Source organism: Eikenella sp. NML03-A-027 (genome assembly GCF_001648395.1).
Classification (GTDB): Bacteria; Pseudomonadota; Gammaproteobacteria; order Burkholderiales; family Neisseriaceae; genus Eikenella; species Eikenella exigua.
The window spans coordinates 57,722-74,516 of record NZ_LXSM01000003.1 but is presented as its reverse complement, the minus strand read 5'-3'; the positions used below and the strand labels follow the sequence as shown (position 1 = coordinate 74,516).

Annotated in this window: 15 protein-coding genes, 2 tRNA genes and 1 pseudogene; 7 read left to right on the top strand and 11 right to left on the bottom strand. The window is 54.9% G+C overall.

Features of this window, described 5'->3' with window-relative positions:
* Positions 1–300: 300 nt before the first annotated feature.
* Positions 301–813 carry a hypothetical protein gene (locus A7P96_RS01050; RefSeq protein ID WP_156496222.1) on the top strand — a complete coding sequence of 171 codons (513 nt, stop codon included), beginning with the start codon at positions 301–303 and terminating at the stop codon, positions 811–813.
* Positions 814–1,166: 353 nt separating this feature from the next.
* Here A7P96_RS01050 and ispH read toward each other — a convergent pair whose 3' ends face one another.
* The 4 genes from ispH to trmB all read right to left on the bottom strand — a co-directional run bounded on the left by ispH (position 1,167) and on the right by trmB (position 4,523).
* A complete protein-coding gene (ispH, locus tag A7P96_RS01045; RefSeq protein WP_255361155.1) occupies positions 1,167–2,144 on the bottom strand; it encodes a 4-hydroxy-3-methylbut-2-enyl diphosphate reductase in 978 nt (325 codons plus the stop codon).
* Positions 2,131–2,637: a signal peptidase II gene (gene lspA, locus A7P96_RS01040; RefSeq protein WP_156496221.1), complete on the bottom strand. Its 507-nt coding sequence runs from the start codon at positions 2,635–2,637 to the stop codon at positions 2,131–2,133. Before lspA ends, ispH begins: the two co-directional genes overlap by 14 nt.
* Positions 2,638–2,748: 111 nt before the next feature.
* Positions 2,749–3,576: a DUF4184 family protein gene (locus A7P96_RS01035; protein WP_067524067.1), complete on the bottom strand. Its 828-nt coding sequence runs from the start codon at positions 3,574–3,576 to the stop codon at positions 2,749–2,751.
* Between the two features lie 251 nt (positions 3,577–3,827).
* Positions 3,828–4,523 (bottom strand): tRNA (guanosine(46)-N7)-methyltransferase TrmB, encoded by a 696-nt coding sequence (gene trmB, locus A7P96_RS01030; RefSeq protein WP_067524065.1) that lies wholly within the window; start codon positions 4,521–4,523, stop codon positions 3,828–3,830.
* 152 nt (positions 4,524–4,675) lie between these two features.
* Here trmB and recA point away from each other — a divergent pair, with 152 nt between their 5' ends.
* Complete coding sequence (gene recA, locus A7P96_RS01025; protein WP_067524063.1) at positions 4,676–5,761, top strand: recombinase RecA; 1,086 nt, start codon at positions 4,676–4,678, stop codon at positions 5,759–5,761.
* Positions 5,762–6,068: 307 nt separating this feature from the next.
* Here recA and A7P96_RS01020 read toward each other — a convergent pair.
* The 7 genes from A7P96_RS01020 to A7P96_RS00990 all read right to left on the bottom strand — a co-directional run bounded on the left by A7P96_RS01020 (position 6,069) and on the right by A7P96_RS00990 (position 11,872).
* Positions 6,069–6,157 (bottom strand) — tRNA-Ser (locus A7P96_RS01020).
* Between the two features lie 199 nt (positions 6,158–6,356).
* A tRNA-Ile gene (locus A7P96_RS01015) sits at positions 6,357–6,432 on the bottom strand.
* A gap of 48 nt (positions 6,433–6,480) precedes the next feature.
* A complete protein-coding gene (gene rpoD, locus A7P96_RS01010; RefSeq protein ID WP_067524062.1) occupies positions 6,481–8,424 on the bottom strand; it encodes an RNA polymerase sigma factor RpoD in 1,944 nt (647 codons plus the stop codon).
* Between the two features lie 40 nt (positions 8,425–8,464).
* The gene (gene dnaG, locus A7P96_RS01005; RefSeq protein ID WP_067524060.1) at positions 8,465–10,249 is read right to left on the bottom strand and encodes a DNA primase; all 1,785 of its coding nucleotides are present in this window, start codon (positions 10,247–10,249) and stop codon (positions 8,465–8,467) included.
* 90 nt (positions 10,250–10,339) lie between these two features.
* On the bottom strand, positions 10,340–10,615 hold the full coding sequence (locus A7P96_RS01000; protein WP_049257916.1) for an oxidative damage protection protein: 276 nt from the start codon (positions 10,613–10,615) through the stop codon (positions 10,340–10,342).
* A gap of 33 nt (positions 10,616–10,648) precedes the next feature.
* Complete coding sequence (gene dapB / locus A7P96_RS00995) at positions 10,649–11,464, bottom strand: 4-hydroxy-tetrahydrodipicolinate reductase (RefSeq protein WP_067524057.1); 816 nt, start codon at positions 11,462–11,464, stop codon at positions 10,649–10,651.
* 18 nt (positions 11,465–11,482) lie between these two features.
* Positions 11,483–11,872, bottom strand: coding sequence for an outer membrane protein assembly factor BamE (locus A7P96_RS00990; protein WP_064106631.1), 390 nt, complete (start codon positions 11,870–11,872; stop codon positions 11,483–11,485).
* Positions 11,873–11,959: 87 nt separating this feature from the next.
* Between A7P96_RS00990 and fur the strand changes: the two genes are divergently transcribed.
* The 5 genes and pseudogenes from fur to A7P96_RS00965 all read left to right on the top strand — a co-directional run bounded on the left by fur (position 11,960) and on the right by A7P96_RS00965 (position 16,721).
* Entirely contained in the window at positions 11,960–12,409 is a 450-nt protein-coding gene (fur, locus tag A7P96_RS00985) for a ferric iron uptake transcriptional regulator (RefSeq protein ID WP_185737504.1), read from the top strand.
* Positions 12,410–12,454: 45 nt separating this feature from the next.
* A pseudogene (gene aat, locus A7P96_RS00980) lies at positions 12,455–13,203 on the top strand (leucyl/phenylalanyl-tRNA--protein transferase).
* A gap of 197 nt (positions 13,204–13,400) precedes the next feature.
* On the top strand, positions 13,401–14,222 hold the full coding sequence (gene dapD, locus A7P96_RS00975) for a 2,3,4,5-tetrahydropyridine-2,6-dicarboxylate N-succinyltransferase (protein WP_067524055.1): 822 nt from the start codon (positions 13,401–13,403) through the stop codon (positions 14,220–14,222).
* 69 nt (positions 14,223–14,291) lie between these two features.
* A complete protein-coding gene (pncA, locus tag A7P96_RS00970; RefSeq protein ID WP_067524053.1) occupies positions 14,292–14,888 on the top strand; it encodes a bifunctional nicotinamidase/pyrazinamidase in 597 nt (198 codons plus the stop codon).
* 138 nt (positions 14,889–15,026) lie between these two features.
* Complete coding sequence (locus A7P96_RS00965; protein WP_067524051.1) at positions 15,027–16,721, top strand: glutamine--tRNA ligase/YqeY domain fusion protein; 1,695 nt, start codon at positions 15,027–15,029, stop codon at positions 16,719–16,721.
* The last annotated feature ends 74 nt before the right edge of the window (positions 16,722–16,795 follow it).

Here is a 16,795-nt window from a genome sequence, read left to right as displayed (position 1 = left end):
TGAGGGTGCTTTTTCTTGCCTGCCATTTGCCGTTAAAGGCTACCTGAAATTTTAGCTTCGCAGAAACTTCACTGCGCTGCGTTTTCAGGTAGCCTCTTCCCCATCACTAATCCGCATATTCTCTATAAATAAATTTCTATATATAACAACAAATAATAATCAAAATGAAAATTCATCACGCCAAACTTAATCCAACATCAAACTTTGGCACGCTTTATGCTTATCCACTATCGAAATTTCTTTTTCTACCCATCTAAACTATCCAACAATTATTAGGACACCAAATAAATGGCTACAGCAGTGAGAAAATTATCCCGTAACAACAAATCCCGCAGCAAACACAGCGGCGGCGCATTGCGTTCAGTCGGCCTTCTGTTGGCTCTGATTCTGGTAGGTGGCGGCGTATATGCCTATATAAACCCAGAAATCATCGAGCAGGCAAAATCCATTGTCGGCTTGGCCGAACCGGCCAATGAAAGCGGTATGGGCGCAACCGCCCCGCAAGTGCCTGCTGCCCCCACCATCACCGATCCGAAAGCCGTTGAAGCACTGAATATGGCGAAAGTATGGGTGGAAACCCGCTTAGCCAAAGGTACCCGCTTGAATGAAATCAATGAAGCAATCGATGTTCCTGCTGGTCAGGAGGAATTCTGGCAGAGTATCACTCTTAGTCAAGGCGCGATTACTGCTATTCCTGCCGGCAGCACTGCCGAACGCGCGGTTCTCCTGCTGCCAATGCAGTCGCAGGGTCAATTGATTTGGGCTTGTGCCGGCGATATCCCGCAGGCTATCGAAAGCATCTGCACCCAGTAAAAGTTACTCTCTAGCTGTTCTTTTAGGCTGCTTGATTTTTCAGGTAGCCTGCTTTTTGCCTGCATGATTCGTAGTATATAGCTAAAGTACGTTTTTCATACAAAGCAGCAAGCCACAGACAGTACAAGAGTGCGGCAAGGTAGGTCTACGCCGTATAAAGAAATCAATGCATTTAGCTATAAATCTTTTACAACACAAGCCAAACAAAGGGCTATCTAAAACCCATTTTCGGGCAACCTTTACCATACTGGTTGCTTAAATCTGCCCTTACCTCAATACAGCCAAAACCAGAGTATCTATTTTCCCGAGAACACAAACATTCCGGTATTACCTGCTGCCCAATCTGTCCACACTCACCCACGCAGTTCTTTGGGCAGCACAAACACGATGCTCTCTTTCTTGCCCTCCCTTTCCTGCACCGTTTCATAGCCCCAACTGTGCACGGTATCCACTACCTCTCGCACCAGCACCTCTGGTGCAGAGGCTCCAGCAGTAATCCCCACCCGCTCTTTGCCGGTGAACCATTCCTTTTTCAGGTAGCCTGCATTATCCACCATATAGGCATCCACGCCATGCTGCGCGGCCACTTCGCGCAAACGATTGCTGTTGGAAGAATTGGGCGAGCCTACCACCACCACTACATCGCTGGCCGCCGCCAGCTGCTTCACCGCCTCTTGACGGTTGGTGGTAGCATAGCAGATGTCTTCCTTGTGCGGGCTTCGGATATTGGGAAAGCGCGCCCGCAGCGCATCGATGATTTCCTTGGTTTCGTCAATCGACAGCGTGGTTTGGCTCACGTGCGCTAGCTTATCGGGGTTGTGTACTTCCAAATCGGCCACATCCGCCGCCGTTTCCACCAAAAGCATACTGCCAGGCGGCAGCTGCCCCATCGTGCCTTCCACTTCCGAATGGCCAGCATGGCCGATCATGACGATTTGGTAGCCGTGCTCGTCCAATCGCGCCACTTCACGGTGCACCTTGGTTACCAGCGGACAAGTGGCATCAAACACACGGAAACCACGCTCCGCCGCCTCCTGCTGCACCGCCTTGGATACGCCGTGCGCCGAATAAATCAGTGTAGCGCCGGGCGGTACTTCCTCCAACTCCTCCACGAAAATCGCCCCTTTGGCGCGCAAATTGTCCACCACAAATTTATTGTGCACCACTTCATGCCGCACATAAACCGGCGCACCAAACAGCTCCAATGCCCGTTCCACAATACTGATGGCACGGTCCACTCCTGCGCAAAAACCGCGCGGATTGGCAAGCATAATGGTTTTCACCATATTTTTCCTCTGTGTGTGTCTGTTGCTATCTTTAGGTAGCTTGATCTCGCCTGCCCTGACAGAAACCGTCAATTACGAACAATACTGCGCCAATACAGATAAAACTATCGGCCACATTAAACGCAGGATAGTAGCGATTATTCCAATAAAACAATAAGAAATCGATTACATGCCCGTAGTTGATGCGGTCGATGACATTACCGATGGCGCCGCCGATAATCATCGCTGCTGCCACATCACCCAAACGGCCGAATTTCCCAGAACGGATACCCAATGCCAAATACAGCGTAACCACCGCCGCCAAGCCGGCAAACAAATATTTCTGCCAGCCTGAGGCACCGGCCAGGAAACTAAACGCCGCACCGGGGTTGTACACATGTGTCAGATCGAAAAACCCCTCGATAACCGGTTCGCGCCAGTTGAACACGATATGATCCAACACCCACAATTTGCTCCACTGATCCACCACCACCACCAAAGCAGCCAGCAAAGCATACGACCACAGCCGGAACCACGAAACTTCTTTCATATTCATCATTACCCAACAGATAAAAAAGTGGCCGCACTGTACTATAAAGCGCCTGCATGCAGCCAAACTTATGGAACAGGCTCCAGCGTCAAACAAACATCCCGCCTCTCTCAACTCCATTCAGGCTATAGCTGAAGCAACATCTTCTCCTACCAGGCCATGAGCCGCAGACAGTACAAAAGTACAGCAAGGCAAGCCAACGCAGTAAGAGAAGAGAAGTGCGTTAGCGATACCTGAAAGCAAAGCGCCGTGCAGAGCAGTGATAATCTGAGCACGCCGCAGTCGATGAGGCGGATTGTTTGCGTAGCGGCATGGGACAGCGGTTTGCCAAAGTGCCCCGCCGGAGAGCGTCAGCAGGGTGCAGCCTGCCCAGAAGAAGCTTTTCTGCTGCGCGGTTTTGGCTGAGCGGTGCGGCCGACGGCGGGCGGTATAGAGCGCAAACAGCAGGCAGCCGCCCAAGCCGAGCACACCGCCACCATATTGCAGCCACTTATAGGCTGGCAGGGCGAGCACCAGCTGCTGCAGCGGGGCAAAATGCTGCACAAACCAGCCGGTCGAGTGGGTGAAGGTATCCAAAAACAGATGGGTGGCCATGCCGAACAGGGCGCTGCCCAAAAAGGCAAACAGCACAGCCGCCATTTGGCGGCGTTTTTGCGGTGCGGCGGCTATGGTATTTTCAGGTAGCCTGTAGGCCGCGCTGAGGCAGTTGGGCAGGAAGTTGCGCAAAGTGTGGTGCCATAAGGCGAGATAGAGCGCGTAGATGGCGAAACACAGCGGCAGGTTCGGCCACAGCAGATTGGCCAAACCATGCCCGCCCGGCACTGCGCGGCCGTGCAGGAAATACACAAAATCCGGTGCGAGGCTGCCGATAACCATGGCCGGGAAGTGAACGCGGCGGTGGCGGGCAAAGGGCAGCATGGCAACGGGGTGAGCAAGGGTGAAGGGCATGGTCGGGGAAGATTTGAGGGTATGGTAAGAAATTACCTGAAACTTACTTCATTCGTTTTCAGGTAGCTTTTTTTGAGTTGGGTATGCAAATGCTAGTGTGTGGGCGCAAGATTATAGCTGAAACAATTATTTTTTTATACCAGGCGGCGAACCGCAGGCAGTATGAGTAATACGGAAAGCCAAGCCAACGCGGTATGAAGAGAGTAAGGGTTTTAGCTATGGTAAACCAAAGGCTACCTGAAACCCACTCATCAGCGTTTTTTAAACACCAAATCCCACACACCATGCCCGAGCCGTTTGCCGCGTGCTTCAAATTTGGTTTCGGGGCGGTAGGCGGGAGTGAGGGCGTAGGCTTCGGCGGTGTTTTGCAGCTCGGGGAAACTGCTCAGCACTTCAAGCATCTGCACGGCGTATTCTTCCCAGTCGGTGGCGAGGTGGATGTAGCCGCCGCTTTTGAGTTTGGGCAGCAGTTTGGCCACGAAGGGGGCTTGAATCAGGCGGCGTTTGTGGTGGCGTTTTTTGTGCCAAGGGTCAGGGAAGAAGATGTGGATGCCGCTCAAGCAGGCATCGGGCAGCATGGGTTCCACCACTTCCACGGCATCGTGGCGCATCACGCGGATATTGGTAATATCCTGCTCGGCCATGAGTTTGCACAAATTTCCCACGCCGGGGCCGTGCACATCGATGGCGAGAAAATCTTTTTCAGGTAGCCTTTGGGCGATTTCGGCGGTGGCGGTGCCCATGCCGAAGCCGATTTCGAGGATTTTCGGGGCTTCTCGGCCGAAGGCGGCGTTTAAATCAATAGGCGCGTGTTGAAAATCCAAGCCGAAGCGCGGCCAGTTTTCATCGATGGCGCGCTGTTGGGCGGGAGTCATGTGGCCTTGGCGCAAAACGAAAGATTTGATGCTGCGCGGGTGTTGTTCGTGTTGGGCATCGGATTGGGTCATGTTGGGTGTCTGCAATGTGTGGATCAAATGGTGCTATATTGCCAGCATCGGGCGGGGCGCTCAAGTTTCAACCGCTTTCCGGCAAACACAGCGGCTGTGCTTTGTGCGATAATCCGCTAGATTTATTCACACTTCAGAAACAGGGATTGATTATGGCAGAAGCAAAAAACAAGGCAGATAAAGCGTCTACTCCTGAAGACGATAAGAAAAAGGCTCTGGCCGCCGCGCTGGCGCAGATTGAAAAGAATTTCGGCAAAGGCGCCATCATGAAGATGGACGGCAGCCATCAGGATGAAAACTTGGAAGTGTTTTCCACCGGCTCTTTGGGCGTGGATTTGGCGCTGGGCGTGGGCGGTTTGCCGCGCGGGCGTATTGTGGAAATCTTCGGCCCGGAATCTTCTGGTAAAACCACGCTGTGTTTGGAAACCATCGCACAATGTCAGAAAAACGGCGGCGTGTGTGCCTTTATCGATGCGGAAAACGCGTTCGACCCTATTTACGCGCGCAAGCTGGGCGTGAAGGTGGAAGAGTTGATGGTGTCGCAGCCGGACACGGGCGAGCAGGCGCTGGAAATCTGCGATATGCTGGTGCGCTCCGGCGGTGTGGACATGGTGGTGATCGACTCCGTGGCCGCGCTGGTGCCGAAAGCGGAAATCGAAGGCGAAATGGGCGACAGCCACGTGGGCCTGCAAGCCCGCCTGATGAGCCAAGCCTTGCGCAAGCTCACCGGCCACATTAAGAAAACCAACACTTTGGTGGTGTTCATCAACCAAATCCGCATGAAGATCGGCGTGATGTTTGGCAGCCCGGAAACCACTACCGGCGGTAACGCGCTCAAGTTCTACGCCTCCGTGCGCCTCGATATTCGCCGCATCGGCCAGATTAAAAAAGGCGACGACATCTTGGGCAACGAAACCCGCGTGAAAGTGATTAAAAATAAAGTGGCGCCGCCGTTCCGCCAGGCCGAGTTCGACATCCTCTACGGCGAAGGCGTGAGCCGTGAAGGTGAGCTGATCGACTGGGGCGACAAAGTCGGCATCATCAAAAAATCCGGCGCGTGGTATAGCTACAACGGCGATAAAATCGGCCAAGGCAAAGACAACGTGCGCGTGTGGTTGAAGGAAAATCCGGAAGTGGCTACCGAAATTGAAGCGCAAATCCGCAAGGAAGTCGGTATCAATATCGAGATTACCGAAGGGCAACGCGACAAGACCGACGGCGAACAGCCGGAAGAGTAAGTCTGCCGAAAAGGCTACCTGAAGATACCAAACGCAAGATTTTCAGGTAGCCTTTTTCATTTTGGCTTCGCAGAAGCCTTGCACGAACAACTGCACCAAAGTGCCGCCCTGCCGCCGAAATGGTACAACAGAGGCTGGATAGGTAGTTGGAATAAGGAAAGGCACCTGAAATAAAAATGGAGCTACCTGAAATCACAGCTGCAACGCAATTAAAACTCACTTCGTGAAACTGCACTTTCAGGCAGCCTTTTGCAAGAGAGCAAAAGGCAATAAAAAACTTTTGTTGCGAAACAAAGGTTTTTCAATTTGGCGGAAGCGGTGAGATTCGAACTCACGGTGGGCCTAACCCACGACGGTTTTCAAGACCGCTGCATTAAACCACTCTGCCACGCTTCCAGTTTAGGAAGCGCGCACTATACAGGTTTTTTGCGAATTTGAACAGCATTATTTTGTGTAGCTGTTCCAAATAGGAAGGGGTACTGTGTTGGTTCGCCGATTTGTCTCATTTGGCCATACAGCAGGGTGGAGAAACCGTGCTTTTAGGCTGTTGCAATAGAAAACAGGCTGCAACTGCATGCAGCCTGCTGGCTATTTTTGGTGGGTCTGGCTGGTCTCGAACCAGCGACCAAAGGATTATGAGTCCTCTGCTCTAACCCCTGAGCTACAGACCCGGCTAGAAAGGGCGGCATTGTACCGACAAGCCGCCGGCCTAGCAAGGATTACTGCTTGTTTTCCTCGCTGTCTAGGAAGCTGCGCAAGCGGTCGCTGCGGGTGGGATGGCGCAGTTTGCGCAGAGCTTTGGCTTCGATTTGGCGGATGCGTTCACGGGTTACGTCAAACTGTTTGCCCACTTCTTCCAGCGTATGGTCGGTGTTCATGTCGATGCCGAAACGCATGCGCAAAACTTTGGCTTCACGCGGAGTGAGGCTTTCTAAAACGTCTTTGGTGGCTTCACGCAGTCCGGAATACATGGCGGCATCGGCCGGGGCAATATTGTTTACGTCTTCGATAAAGTCACCTAAGTGGCTGTCGTCGTCGTCGCCGATTGGGGTTTCCATAGAAATAGGCTCTTTGGCAATCTTCATGATTTTTCGGATCTTGTCTTCCGGCATTTCCATCAATTCGGCCAGCTCGGCGGCGTCTGGGTCTTCACCGGTTTCCTGCAGATACTGGCGCGAGATGCGGTTCATTTTGTTGATGGTTTCAATCATGTGCACTGGGATGCGAATAGTACGCGCCTGGTCGGCAATCGAACGGGTAATGGCTTGGCGTATCCACCAAGTAGCGTAGGTGGAGAATTTGTAACCGCGCCGGTATTCGAATTTATCCACCGCTTTCATTAAACCGATATTGCCTTCCTGAATCAAATCGAGGAATTGTAGGCCGCGGTTGGTGTATTTTTTGGCGATGGAAATTACTAGGCGCAGGTTGGCCTGTATCATTTCTTGCTTGGCAGCGGCGGTTTCTTTTTCATTGGCCACCATGTTTTTGCTGATTTTTTTCAGTTCCGCAATGGAAATCTGCGCGTGTTTCTCCTGTTCGATGAGAATATTCTGCTTTTCGATGATGGCATATTGGAAACGGCTCAGGGCCTCGCTCCACACATGGTTTTTGCTGATTTCGGCTTCCACCCAATTTAAATCGGTAATATTGGACAGGAAATTGTTGATAAAGTAATCGCGATCCATGTGTACACGGTTGAGGCAGATGTCGCGGATTTCGCGTTCCAGGCGGCGGATGCTGTCTACGCGAGTGCGCAGATTGTTGCTCAGAGTTTCAATCTGGCGGGTGGTAAAGCGTACATTAAGCAGTTGATCGGCAATATAGTTGCGCAGGTTCAGATAGGTTTTGTGCTGGCTATGGTGTTTTTGCAGCGCAGCAATCATTTTCTGATAGGTAGCTTGGATGTTTTCAAAGTGTGTCAACACTTTTTGCTTGAGCTCTTCGAGGTTGGCGGCAGAGATGGCGCCAGTATCTTCTTCAGTATCTTCTTCATCTGCATTGCTGTCTTCGTTTTCATCCAAATTGGTATTGGGAGCCGCCTCTTCGGCTTTTCCCACACCGATGCCCAATTCATCAAGCAGCTCTTCGTGCGGGTCAATAATATCTTCCACCGCTTCGTCCACCCGGATTTCACCGTTGCGAATCTTTTCGATCAGTTCGAGGATTTCAGCAATCGAGCCGGGGCAGGCGGAGATGGCCTGAATCATGTTACGCAGGGCAGTTTCGATTTTTTTAGCGATAACAATTTCGTCTTCGCGCGTGAGCAAATCCACCTGCCCCATTTCGCGCATATACATGCGCACAGGGTCGGTGGTGCGGCCGAATTCGGAGTCGGCGCTGGAGAGGGCGGCTTCGGCTTCGGCAACGGCATCGTCGTCGGTCATGTTGGCCGTATTGTCGGCCAACAGCAGGGTTTCGCTGTCGGGCGTTTCTTCGGTTACCTGAATGCCCAGGCCAGAAATCATATTGACGATATTGTCGATCTGCTCGGCATCCGACATATCATCGGGCAGGGCATCGTTGATTTCGGCGTAGGTGATGTAGCCGCGTTCTTTACCTTGCAAAATCAGCTGTCTGAGCCGTGCCCTTTGCTCTTCCGGCGTGAGTGGGCGGTTGCTTTCGTCTTGTTCTTCGGTGGCGGGGTTGTTCTGTTCGGACATGTTTCTCTCGTTGTTCACAGGTCGGTGTAATCGGCATTGCCTAAATGGTGCCGTTAGCAGGAGGACGCCTCAAAAGCTCCAGCAGCAGTTTGGTTTCGTCATCGCTCAAGCCGTGTTCGATGCGTTTGCGTTTCAACGCTTCAACTTGCTGGGTTTTCAAGGCGTTCATCAATTTTTGCATACCCGATTGGAAATCCAGTGCGTCGGATTCGCCATCCCCCTCAAAGTGGGCGCTGTCCGTACCGGACTGCATGATGCGGCTGATATTGCCGTAATAGGGGGTGTTGCGCATGGCTTCCATCAATCCGGCACTGGATAGCGGCGAGCGGCTGCGGCGCACATGGGTGGCCATGACGCTCAGGCAGGCAAGGTCGGTATCCAGTTCCAGATGGTCGGGTAGGTCGATATATGTAGCCCATTGCGGATTTATCAATAGGCGGCGGATTTGTTGTTGCGCCAAGCTCAGCATTTGCGGCTGGCGGAAGGTTTGGCGCGGTAGGGTGTAGCGTTGCTGGGCAATGTGGCGTTTGGGGGCTTCTTGCCCCATCAGATACGCCAGATTGGCCGGATCGATGCCCACTAGGTTGCTCAGTTCCTGCTTGAGCAGGAAGGCGAGGGCGGGGGCGGTAATCTGGGTGAGCAGCGGAGTGGCGGTTTTTACCAGTTCGGCCTTACCTTCTTGGCTGCGCAAATCGAGCTTGGCGGTGAGTGCGTCCCAAAAATAGGCGGAAAGCGGCTTGCTTTGGTGCAGCAGCATATCTTCAAAACGTTCCCGGCCGTGTTCGCGCACATAGCTGTCGGGGTCGTGACCTTCGGGCAGGAAGAGGAAGTGCAGCGATTTGCCGTCTTTCAGCTGAGGCAGGGCGTTTTCCAATGCGCGCCAGGCGGCTTTGCGGCCGGCCGCGTCGCCGTCGAAGCAGAAATAGATGCTGTCGGTTTGGCGCATCAGGATTTTAACGTGCTCGGCGGTGGTGGCGGTGCCCAGTGCGGCCACGCAGTAGCCGATGCCGAACTGCGCCAGCGCCACTACGTCCATATAGCCTTCCACCACCAGGATGCGGCCGGCTTCTTTCACGGCGGCGCGGGCTTCGTAGAGGCCGTAGAGGTTTTTGCCTTTATCGAACAGCGGGGTGTCGGGCGAGTTGAGGTATTTGGGTTTGGAGTCGTCCAGCACGCGGCCGCCGAAGCCGATAACCTGCCCGCTGCTGTTGCGGATGGGGAACATGATGCGGTGGCGGAAGCGGTCGTAGTGGCTGCCGTCTTTTTCAATCACCATGCCGCTGTTGACCAGTGCTTCGGAAGGGTAGGGGGCGAAACTTTGCGCCAGCGGCCGCCAGCTGTCGGGCGCATAGCCCAGGCCGTAGTGGGCGGCGACTTCGTCGGAAAGGCCGCGTTTTTTCAGGTAGCCTTTTGCCGTTTCGTTGGCAGCCAGCTCGCGGGTGTAGAAGGCGGCGGCTTGGGCGGTGGTTTCTTCCAGGGTTTGCTGGCGCTGTTTGCGGCGCGCGCGCGCTTCAGGGCTTTCCTGGCGGCCTTTTTGCTGCGGCACCACCATGCCGGCACGGTCGGCCAGATACTGCACGGCTTCGGTGAAGCCCAGCCCTTGGTATTCCATGACGAAACCGATGGCCGTGCCGTGTGCGCCGCAGCCGAAACAGTGATAGAACTGTTTGCTCGGGCTGACGGAGAACGACGGAGTCTTTTCTTTGTGGAACGGGCAGCAGGCCATGTAGTTGGCGCCGCCTTTCTTCAGCGGCACGCTCTCGTCGATGATGTCGACAATATCGGTTTTGGCCAGCAGCTCGTCGATGAATTCGCTGGGAATCATGGCGGGCCGGGGTTTCGGTAGGAAAGGTTACCTGAAAATGGGTTGGAGGATTTTTCAGGTAGCCTCAATGCTGTGCGGACAGCTATGGGTTTATTTGGCAGGAGGAACGTAGCCTTGCACCACATCGGCTTCGCCGTCGCCGAAGAAGTAGTTTTCCATCTGTTGCGACAGATACTGGCGCGCGCGCGGGTCGGCCAGGCTGAGGCGGTTTTCGTTGATGAGCATGGTTTGGTGGCGCGTCCAGGCATCCCATGCTTCCTGCGATACGTTTTCAAAAATGCGCTTGCCCAAATCGTTGGGCAGGGGCGGGAATTTTAGGCCGGGCGCTTCTTTGCCCAGCTTGATGCAATTTACCATGCGGGTCATGTGCTTTCCTTTTCGGGTGGTGTGAGTGGGGGTTTAACGGTTGTTTAAGCCCAATACGTCTTGCATATCGTATAGGCCGGTGCGTTGCTGTTGTAGCCACACGGCGGCACGTACGGCGCCGGCGGCGAAGGTCATGCGGCTGGAAGCTTTGTGGGTGATTTCCACGCGCTCGCCTTCGCCGGCAAACAGGGCGGTGTGTTCGCCCACAATATCGCCGCCGCGCACGGTGGCAAAGCCGATGGTTTGCGGGCTGCGCGCACCGGTGTGGCCTTCGCGGCTATACACGGCGCAATCGGCCAGGTTGCGGCCAAGGGCGTGGGCAATCACTTCGCCCATGCGCAGCGCGGTGCCGCTGGGGGCGTCCACTTTGTGGCGGTGGTGCGCTTCGATGATTTCGATGTCGTAGCCTTCGTTCAACACGCGGGTTACGGTGTCAAGGATGTGGAAGGTGAGGTTTACGCCGATGCTGAAGTTGGCGGCAAATACAATGCCGGTGTGTTTGGCGGCAGCGGCGATGGCGGCTTTGCCCGCTTCGTCGAAACCGGTGGTGCCGATAACCATTTTGATGCCGCGCTCGGCGCAGCGGGGCAAAAGGCTACCTGAAACATGGGGGCGGGTGAAATCAATGAGCACGTCGCAGTTGGCGAGCACGGCATCGACGTCGCTGCTGATGGCTACGCCCGTTTTCAAGCCGGAGGCATGGCCGGCATCCAAGCCTAAGGCTTCGGAGCCTGCGTGTTCCAGCGCGCCGGTGAGCACGGTGTGCGGATTGGCCGCCACGGCTTCAACCAGCACTTTGCCCATGCGGCCGTTTACCCCGGCCAGGGCAACTCTAATGGTGGCAGACATAATATTCCTCAAGCGGGATTATTGTGCGGTTTGGCCGGCAGGCGCGGCTTGCTGCTGTTGTTGCTTGCGCAATTCGTCCAACACATCGCCTTCGGCTTTAACCAAGGAATCGTTCGCATCGAAATACAGGGTGAGGTTTTTGCGTTCGCGCACTTTGCCGCCGCGGCTCACTTCGAAAACGTAGTCCCAGCGGTTGCCGTGCAGCGGGTCGCGCAGCAGCGGCGTGCCCAGGATGTGCTGTACCTGCTCTTTGCTCAAGCCTTGGTGCAGCGAGGCTACGGCCTGCAAATCGAGTTCGTTGCCCTGCACGATGGTGAGCTTGTAGGAGGGGAAGCGGGCAAGACGTTCGGTGCTGCACGCGGCCAAACCGATGCAGGCGGCCAAGGCCAAATAAACGGATTTATTCACAAACATGCCTTTCAAGATAAATCGCGCACCGCCCCGGCTGAGTAATTTAAAGGTGGGCAAGTGCCTTAAAAATGCGTATTATAACGGTTGTTGACAAATTTGAGCGACAGAACATCATACATCATGGAAAACAATATTGCACAACTCAAAGGCAGCGGCCTGAAAGTAACCGGCCCGCGTTTGAAGATTTTGGATTTGTTTGAAACCCATGCCGAAGAGCACCTGAGTGCGGAAGATGTGTACCGCATCCTCCTGGAAGAGGGCGTTGAAATTGGCGTGGCCACCATTTACCGCGTTTTAACCCAGTTCGAACAGGCCGATATTTTGTTGCGCCACCATTTCGAGAGCGGTAAAGCGGTGTACGAGCTGAACAAGGGCGACCACCACGACCACATCGTGTGCGTGAAATGCGGCAAAGTTACCGAGTTTCACAACCCCACCATCGAAAACTTGCAAGGCAAAATTGCCGAAGAAAACGGTTACCTCATTGTGGACCACGCGCTGTATCTGTATGGTGTGTGCGGCAATTGTCAGTAGAAACACTATCTATAAAGCAGGCAGCAATATTTTCAGGTAGCCTCTATGGCTCAAAATATTCCTTTGCTACCGGAAGGCTGTTTGCAGTTTCCCGACCCGCGCTTGGCCATTGCCGAACACGATGGCTTGGTGGCAGTGAGCCGGGATTTAACGGCACAGCGGCTTTTGGCGGCTTATCAACAGGGCATCTTCCCGTGGTTTGAGGAGGATGGCCTGTTTTTTTGGTTTGCCACCGCCCCGCGCACGGTGTTGCCCCCTCAACGGCTGCACGTCGGCCGCTCATTGGCCAAGACCATGCGCAACCGGCATTATGCGGTAACGGTCAATCAAAACTTCCACGCCGTGATTTCCGCCTGCGCCGCTACGCCCAGGCCACATCAGGGCGGCAGCTGGATCGCACCGGCGTTTCAGGTAGCCTACAACGAGCTGCACCGCATCGGCCATGCGCATTCGTTTGAATGCTGGTATCCCGATGAAAACGATCATCTGCTTTTGGCCGGCGGGCTTTATGGCGTGCAGATTGGTCGGGTGTTTTTCGGCGAATCGATGTTTGCCTGGCAGAACGATGCCTCGAAAATCGCTTTTGCCCATGCCGTGCCGTTTTTGCAGCGCTGCGGCATCGCCTTGATGATTGCCAGCAAGACACACCGCATCTGGCGCGTTTCGGCTCGGAGCTGATGGCTTTTGACGATTTCCAGGCCGAATTAAACCGCCTGACCGCACAAATACTTGCCGAACCCATCGGCCAGCGCCTGCTCCAACAGCAAGGTGCGTGGTTCGGCAAGGAGGCGTGAGTGCCGAAACCGGTTCGCAAGAAGCGTGTTACATGGCACAATATCGGCTGTTTGAGATTGCAGGCTACCTGAAAATTTCAGGTAGCCTCCCGCTTACTCTATGGCGGATAAACCTGCTTTCATGCCGGGCTGGCTATCATGCCGCGGCAAAAGGGAAGTGAATCCGCCGTATCACCCATCACCCACAAGGAGAAACCATGTCTCTACAAAACATCATCGAAACCGCGTTTGAACAGCGCGCCGAAATTACTCCGCACAACGTTTCCACCGAAGTGAAGGAAGCTGTGCTCGATACGATTTATCAGCTCGATTCCGGCAGCCTGCGCGTGGCCGAGCGGCAGGGAGTGGGGCAGTGGAAAGTGAACGAGTGGGCGAAAAAGGCCGTGCTGCTTTCCTTCCGCATTGCCGATAACGAAGTATCCAGCGACGGCGTGAGCAAATATTTCGACAAAGTGCCGACTAAATTCGCCGATTGGATTCCGCAGCAGTTTCAGGTAGCCGGTTTCCGCGCCGTGCCCGGCGCCGTGGCGCGCCGCGGCAGCTTTATCGGCAAAAGCGTGGTGCTGATGCCCTCTTATGTGAACATCGGCGCCTATGTGGACGAGGGCGCGATGGTGGATACTTGGGCCACCGTGGGCTCTTGCGCGCAAATCGGTAAAAACGTGCACCTGAGCGGCGGCGTGGGCATCGGCGGCGTGCTCGAGCCCTTGCAGGCTGCGCCCACCATTATTGAAGACAACTGCTTCATCGGCGCGCGTTCCGAAATCGTGGAAGGCGTGATTGTGGAAGAGGGCAGCGTGATTTCCATGGGCGTGTATATCGGCCAATCCACCAAAATCTACGACCGCGAAACCGGCGAAATCCACTACGGCCGCGTGCCCGCCGGCTCAGTGGTAGTGTCGGGCAGCCTGCCCGCCAAAGACGGCACGCACAGCCTCTACTGCGCCGTGATCGTGAAAAAAGTAGACGCGCAAACTCGCGCCAAAACCAGCGTGAACGAACTGCTGCGCGGCGTGTAGCTTGCCGGATTTTCAGGTAGCCTGTTTGCAAGAAGGCTACCTGAAAGCTATTTAACTTAGGAGAAAACCATGCGAGCCCTTCTTCTTGTCGATATCCAAAACGACTTCATGCCTAGCGGCCGCCTGCCTGTGGCTGAAGGTGATGCCATTATCGAGCCGGTAAACCGGATTATCGGCGGCTATCCGCTGGTGGTGGCCTCTCAAGACTGGCATCCCGCCGGACACGAGAGCTTCGCCTCCGCCCATGCCGGTAAAAAGCCGTTCGATGTCATCAATCTGCACGGTTTGGAGCAAGTGCTGTGGCCGGATCACTGCATTGCCGGCAGCAGCGGCGCAGCGTTTCATCCCGAGCTCAACTCCACGCCCATCGCCGCCGTGTTCCGCAAGGGCATGGACAAGCACACCGACAGCTACAGCGCGTTTTACGACAACGGCCGCCGTCGCAGCACCCAGCTTGCCGCCTATTTGCGCGCCCACGGCGTAACCGATATTGATGTGGCGGGGCTGGCTGCCGATTTCTGCGTGTATTTCAGCATGGCCGACGCGCTCGCCGAAGGCTTCCGCGTGCACCTGCTCGAGCACGCCACCCGTGCTATCGATGCTGCAGGCTTCGCCGCCAAAAAAGCCGAACTGCTGGCGCATCCGAATTTTTCGCTGGCCGATTAGTTTTGGTGCGCGTTTTTCAGGTAGCCTCTGCGTTATCAAAGGCTACCTGAAAAATTTTAGCCAACGCCGTATCTGACAGCCGCCCGCGCTTTCAGGTAAAATCCGCCCGACCATCATTATTTTCAGGTAGCCCAAACCATGCTTAATAAAGACCAATTCGCCGACAACCATTTCATCCGCACCATCATCGAAGAAGACCTCAAAAGCGGCAAACACAGTGCCATCCAAACCCGTTTTCCGCCCGAACCCAACGGCTATCTGCACATCGGCCACGCCAAATCCATCTGTCTGAATTTCGGTTTGGCGTATATTTACGACGGCTTGTGCAACCTGCGTTTCGACGATACCAACCCCGAAAAGGAAAACGACGAATATGTTAATGCCATCAAGGAAGACGTTGCGTGGCTGGGTTTCCATTGGGCGGGCGAGCCGCGTTTCGCTTCCAATTATTTCGACCAGCTGTATGACTACGCCGTCGGCCTTATCAAAGACGGCAAAGCCTATGTGGATGATTTAACGCCGGAACAAATGCGCGAATATCGCGGCACGCTGACACAAGCGGGCAAAAACAGCCCCTACCGCGATCGCAGCATCGAAGAAAATCTCGATTTGTTCACACGCATGAAAAACGGCGAATTCCCCGACGGCAGCAAAACCCTGCGCCTGAAAATCGACATGGCATCAGGCAACATCAATATGCGCGACCCCGTCATCTACCGCATCCGCCGCGCCCATCACCACAACACCGGTGATAAATGGTGCATCTACCCGATGTACGACTACACGCATTGCATTTCCGATGCCATCGAAGGCATCACGCACTCCTTGTGTACGCTCGAGTTTGAAGACCACCGCCCGCTTTATGACTGGGTGTTGGACAACATCCCCGCGCCGCACGCCACCCGTCCGCGCCAATATGAGTTTTCCCGTTTGGAACTGTTGTATTCCATCACCTCCAAGCGCAAGCTGAACCAACTGGTTGCCGACGGCCACGTTGCCGGCTGGGACGATCCGCGTATGCCAACCATTTCCGGTATGCGCCGCCGCGGCTACACGCCCGAAGGCCTGCGCCTCTTTGCCAAACGCGCCGGTATTTCCAAATCTGAAAACATCGTCGATATGAGCGTGTTGGAAGGCGCGATTCGCGAAGAGCTGGAAAACTCAGCCCCGCGTATGATGGCCGTGCTGAATCCGCTCAAGGTAACGCTTACCAACTACGATGCAGCCCAAGCCGAAAGCCGCACCGCGCCGTATCACCCGAACCGCGAAGACATGGGCAGCCGCGAACTGCCGATTTCGTCCACGCTCTATATTGAAGCCGACGATTTCAGCGAAAACCCGCCCAAAGGCTGGAAACGCCTCACGCCCGGCGGCGAAGTGCGCCTGCGCCACAGCTATGTGATGAAGTGCGACGAAGTGGTGAAAGACGCCGATGGCAACATCATCGAACTCAAATGCAGCTTGGATTACGACACCTTGGGCAAAAATCCCGAAGGCCGTAAAGTGAAAGGCGTTATCCACTGGCTCTCCGCCGAACACGCCGTACCCGCCACCGTGCGCCTGTACGACCGCCTGTTCACCGAACCCCGCCCCGATGCCGTGCGCGGCGAAGACGGTGCATCCCTGCCGTTTACCGATTTCCTCAACCCCGAATCGGCTAAAGAAATCACCGCCTACGTTGAAGCCGCCGCCAACGATTTGCCTGCGGAGAGCCGCTGGCAGTTCGAACGGCTGGGCTATTTTGTCACCGACCGCAAAGACCACGCGAAAGACAAGCCCGTGTTTAACAAAACGGTGGGTTTGCGCGACACTTGGCAGGCGAAAGCCCAATAATCCCTGCGCCGGATGCAAAGGCTACCTGAAAACGCTTAGACCAGGTTTTCCGGTAGCCTGCTTTCATGCCGGAA

Excerpts from the sequence above, each read along its gene's own strand:
- recA (WP_067524063.1), top strand. The coding sequence starts at position 4,676 with ATGGCAGAAGCAAAAAACAAGGCAGATAAAGCGTCTACTCCTGAAGAC.
- pncA (WP_067524053.1), top strand. The coding sequence starts at position 14,292 with ATGCGAGCCCTTCTTCTTGTCGATATCCAAAACGACTTCATGCCTAGC.
- dnaG (WP_067524060.1), bottom strand. The coding sequence starts at position 10,249 with ATGATTCCCAGCGAATTCATCGACGAGCTGCTGGCCAAAACCGATATT.
- dapD (WP_067524055.1), top strand. The coding sequence starts at position 13,401 with ATGTCTCTACAAAACATCATCGAAACCGCGTTTGAACAGCGCGCCGAA.
- A7P96_RS01035 (WP_067524067.1), bottom strand. The coding sequence starts at position 3,576 with ATGCCCTTCACCCTTGCTCACCCCGTTGCCATGCTGCCCTTTGCCCGC.
- lspA (WP_156496221.1), bottom strand. The coding sequence starts at position 2,637 with ATGATGAATATGAAAGAAGTTTCGTGGTTCCGGCTGTGGTCGTATGCT.
- rpoD (WP_067524062.1), bottom strand. The coding sequence starts at position 8,424 with ATGTCCGAACAGAACAACCCCGCCACCGAAGAACAAGACGAAAGCAAC.
- trmB (WP_067524065.1), bottom strand. The coding sequence starts at position 4,523 with ATGACCCAATCCGATGCCCAACACGAACAACACCCGCGCAGCATCAAA.
- A7P96_RS00965 (WP_067524051.1), top strand. The coding sequence starts at position 15,027 with ATGCTTAATAAAGACCAATTCGCCGACAACCATTTCATCCGCACCATC.
- dapB (WP_067524057.1), bottom strand. The coding sequence starts at position 11,464 with ATGTCTGCCACCATTAGAGTTGCCCTGGCCGGGGTAAACGGCCGCATG.
- A7P96_RS01000 (WP_049257916.1), bottom strand. The coding sequence starts at position 10,615 with ATGACCCGCATGGTAAATTGCATCAAGCTGGGCAAAGAAGCGCCCGGC.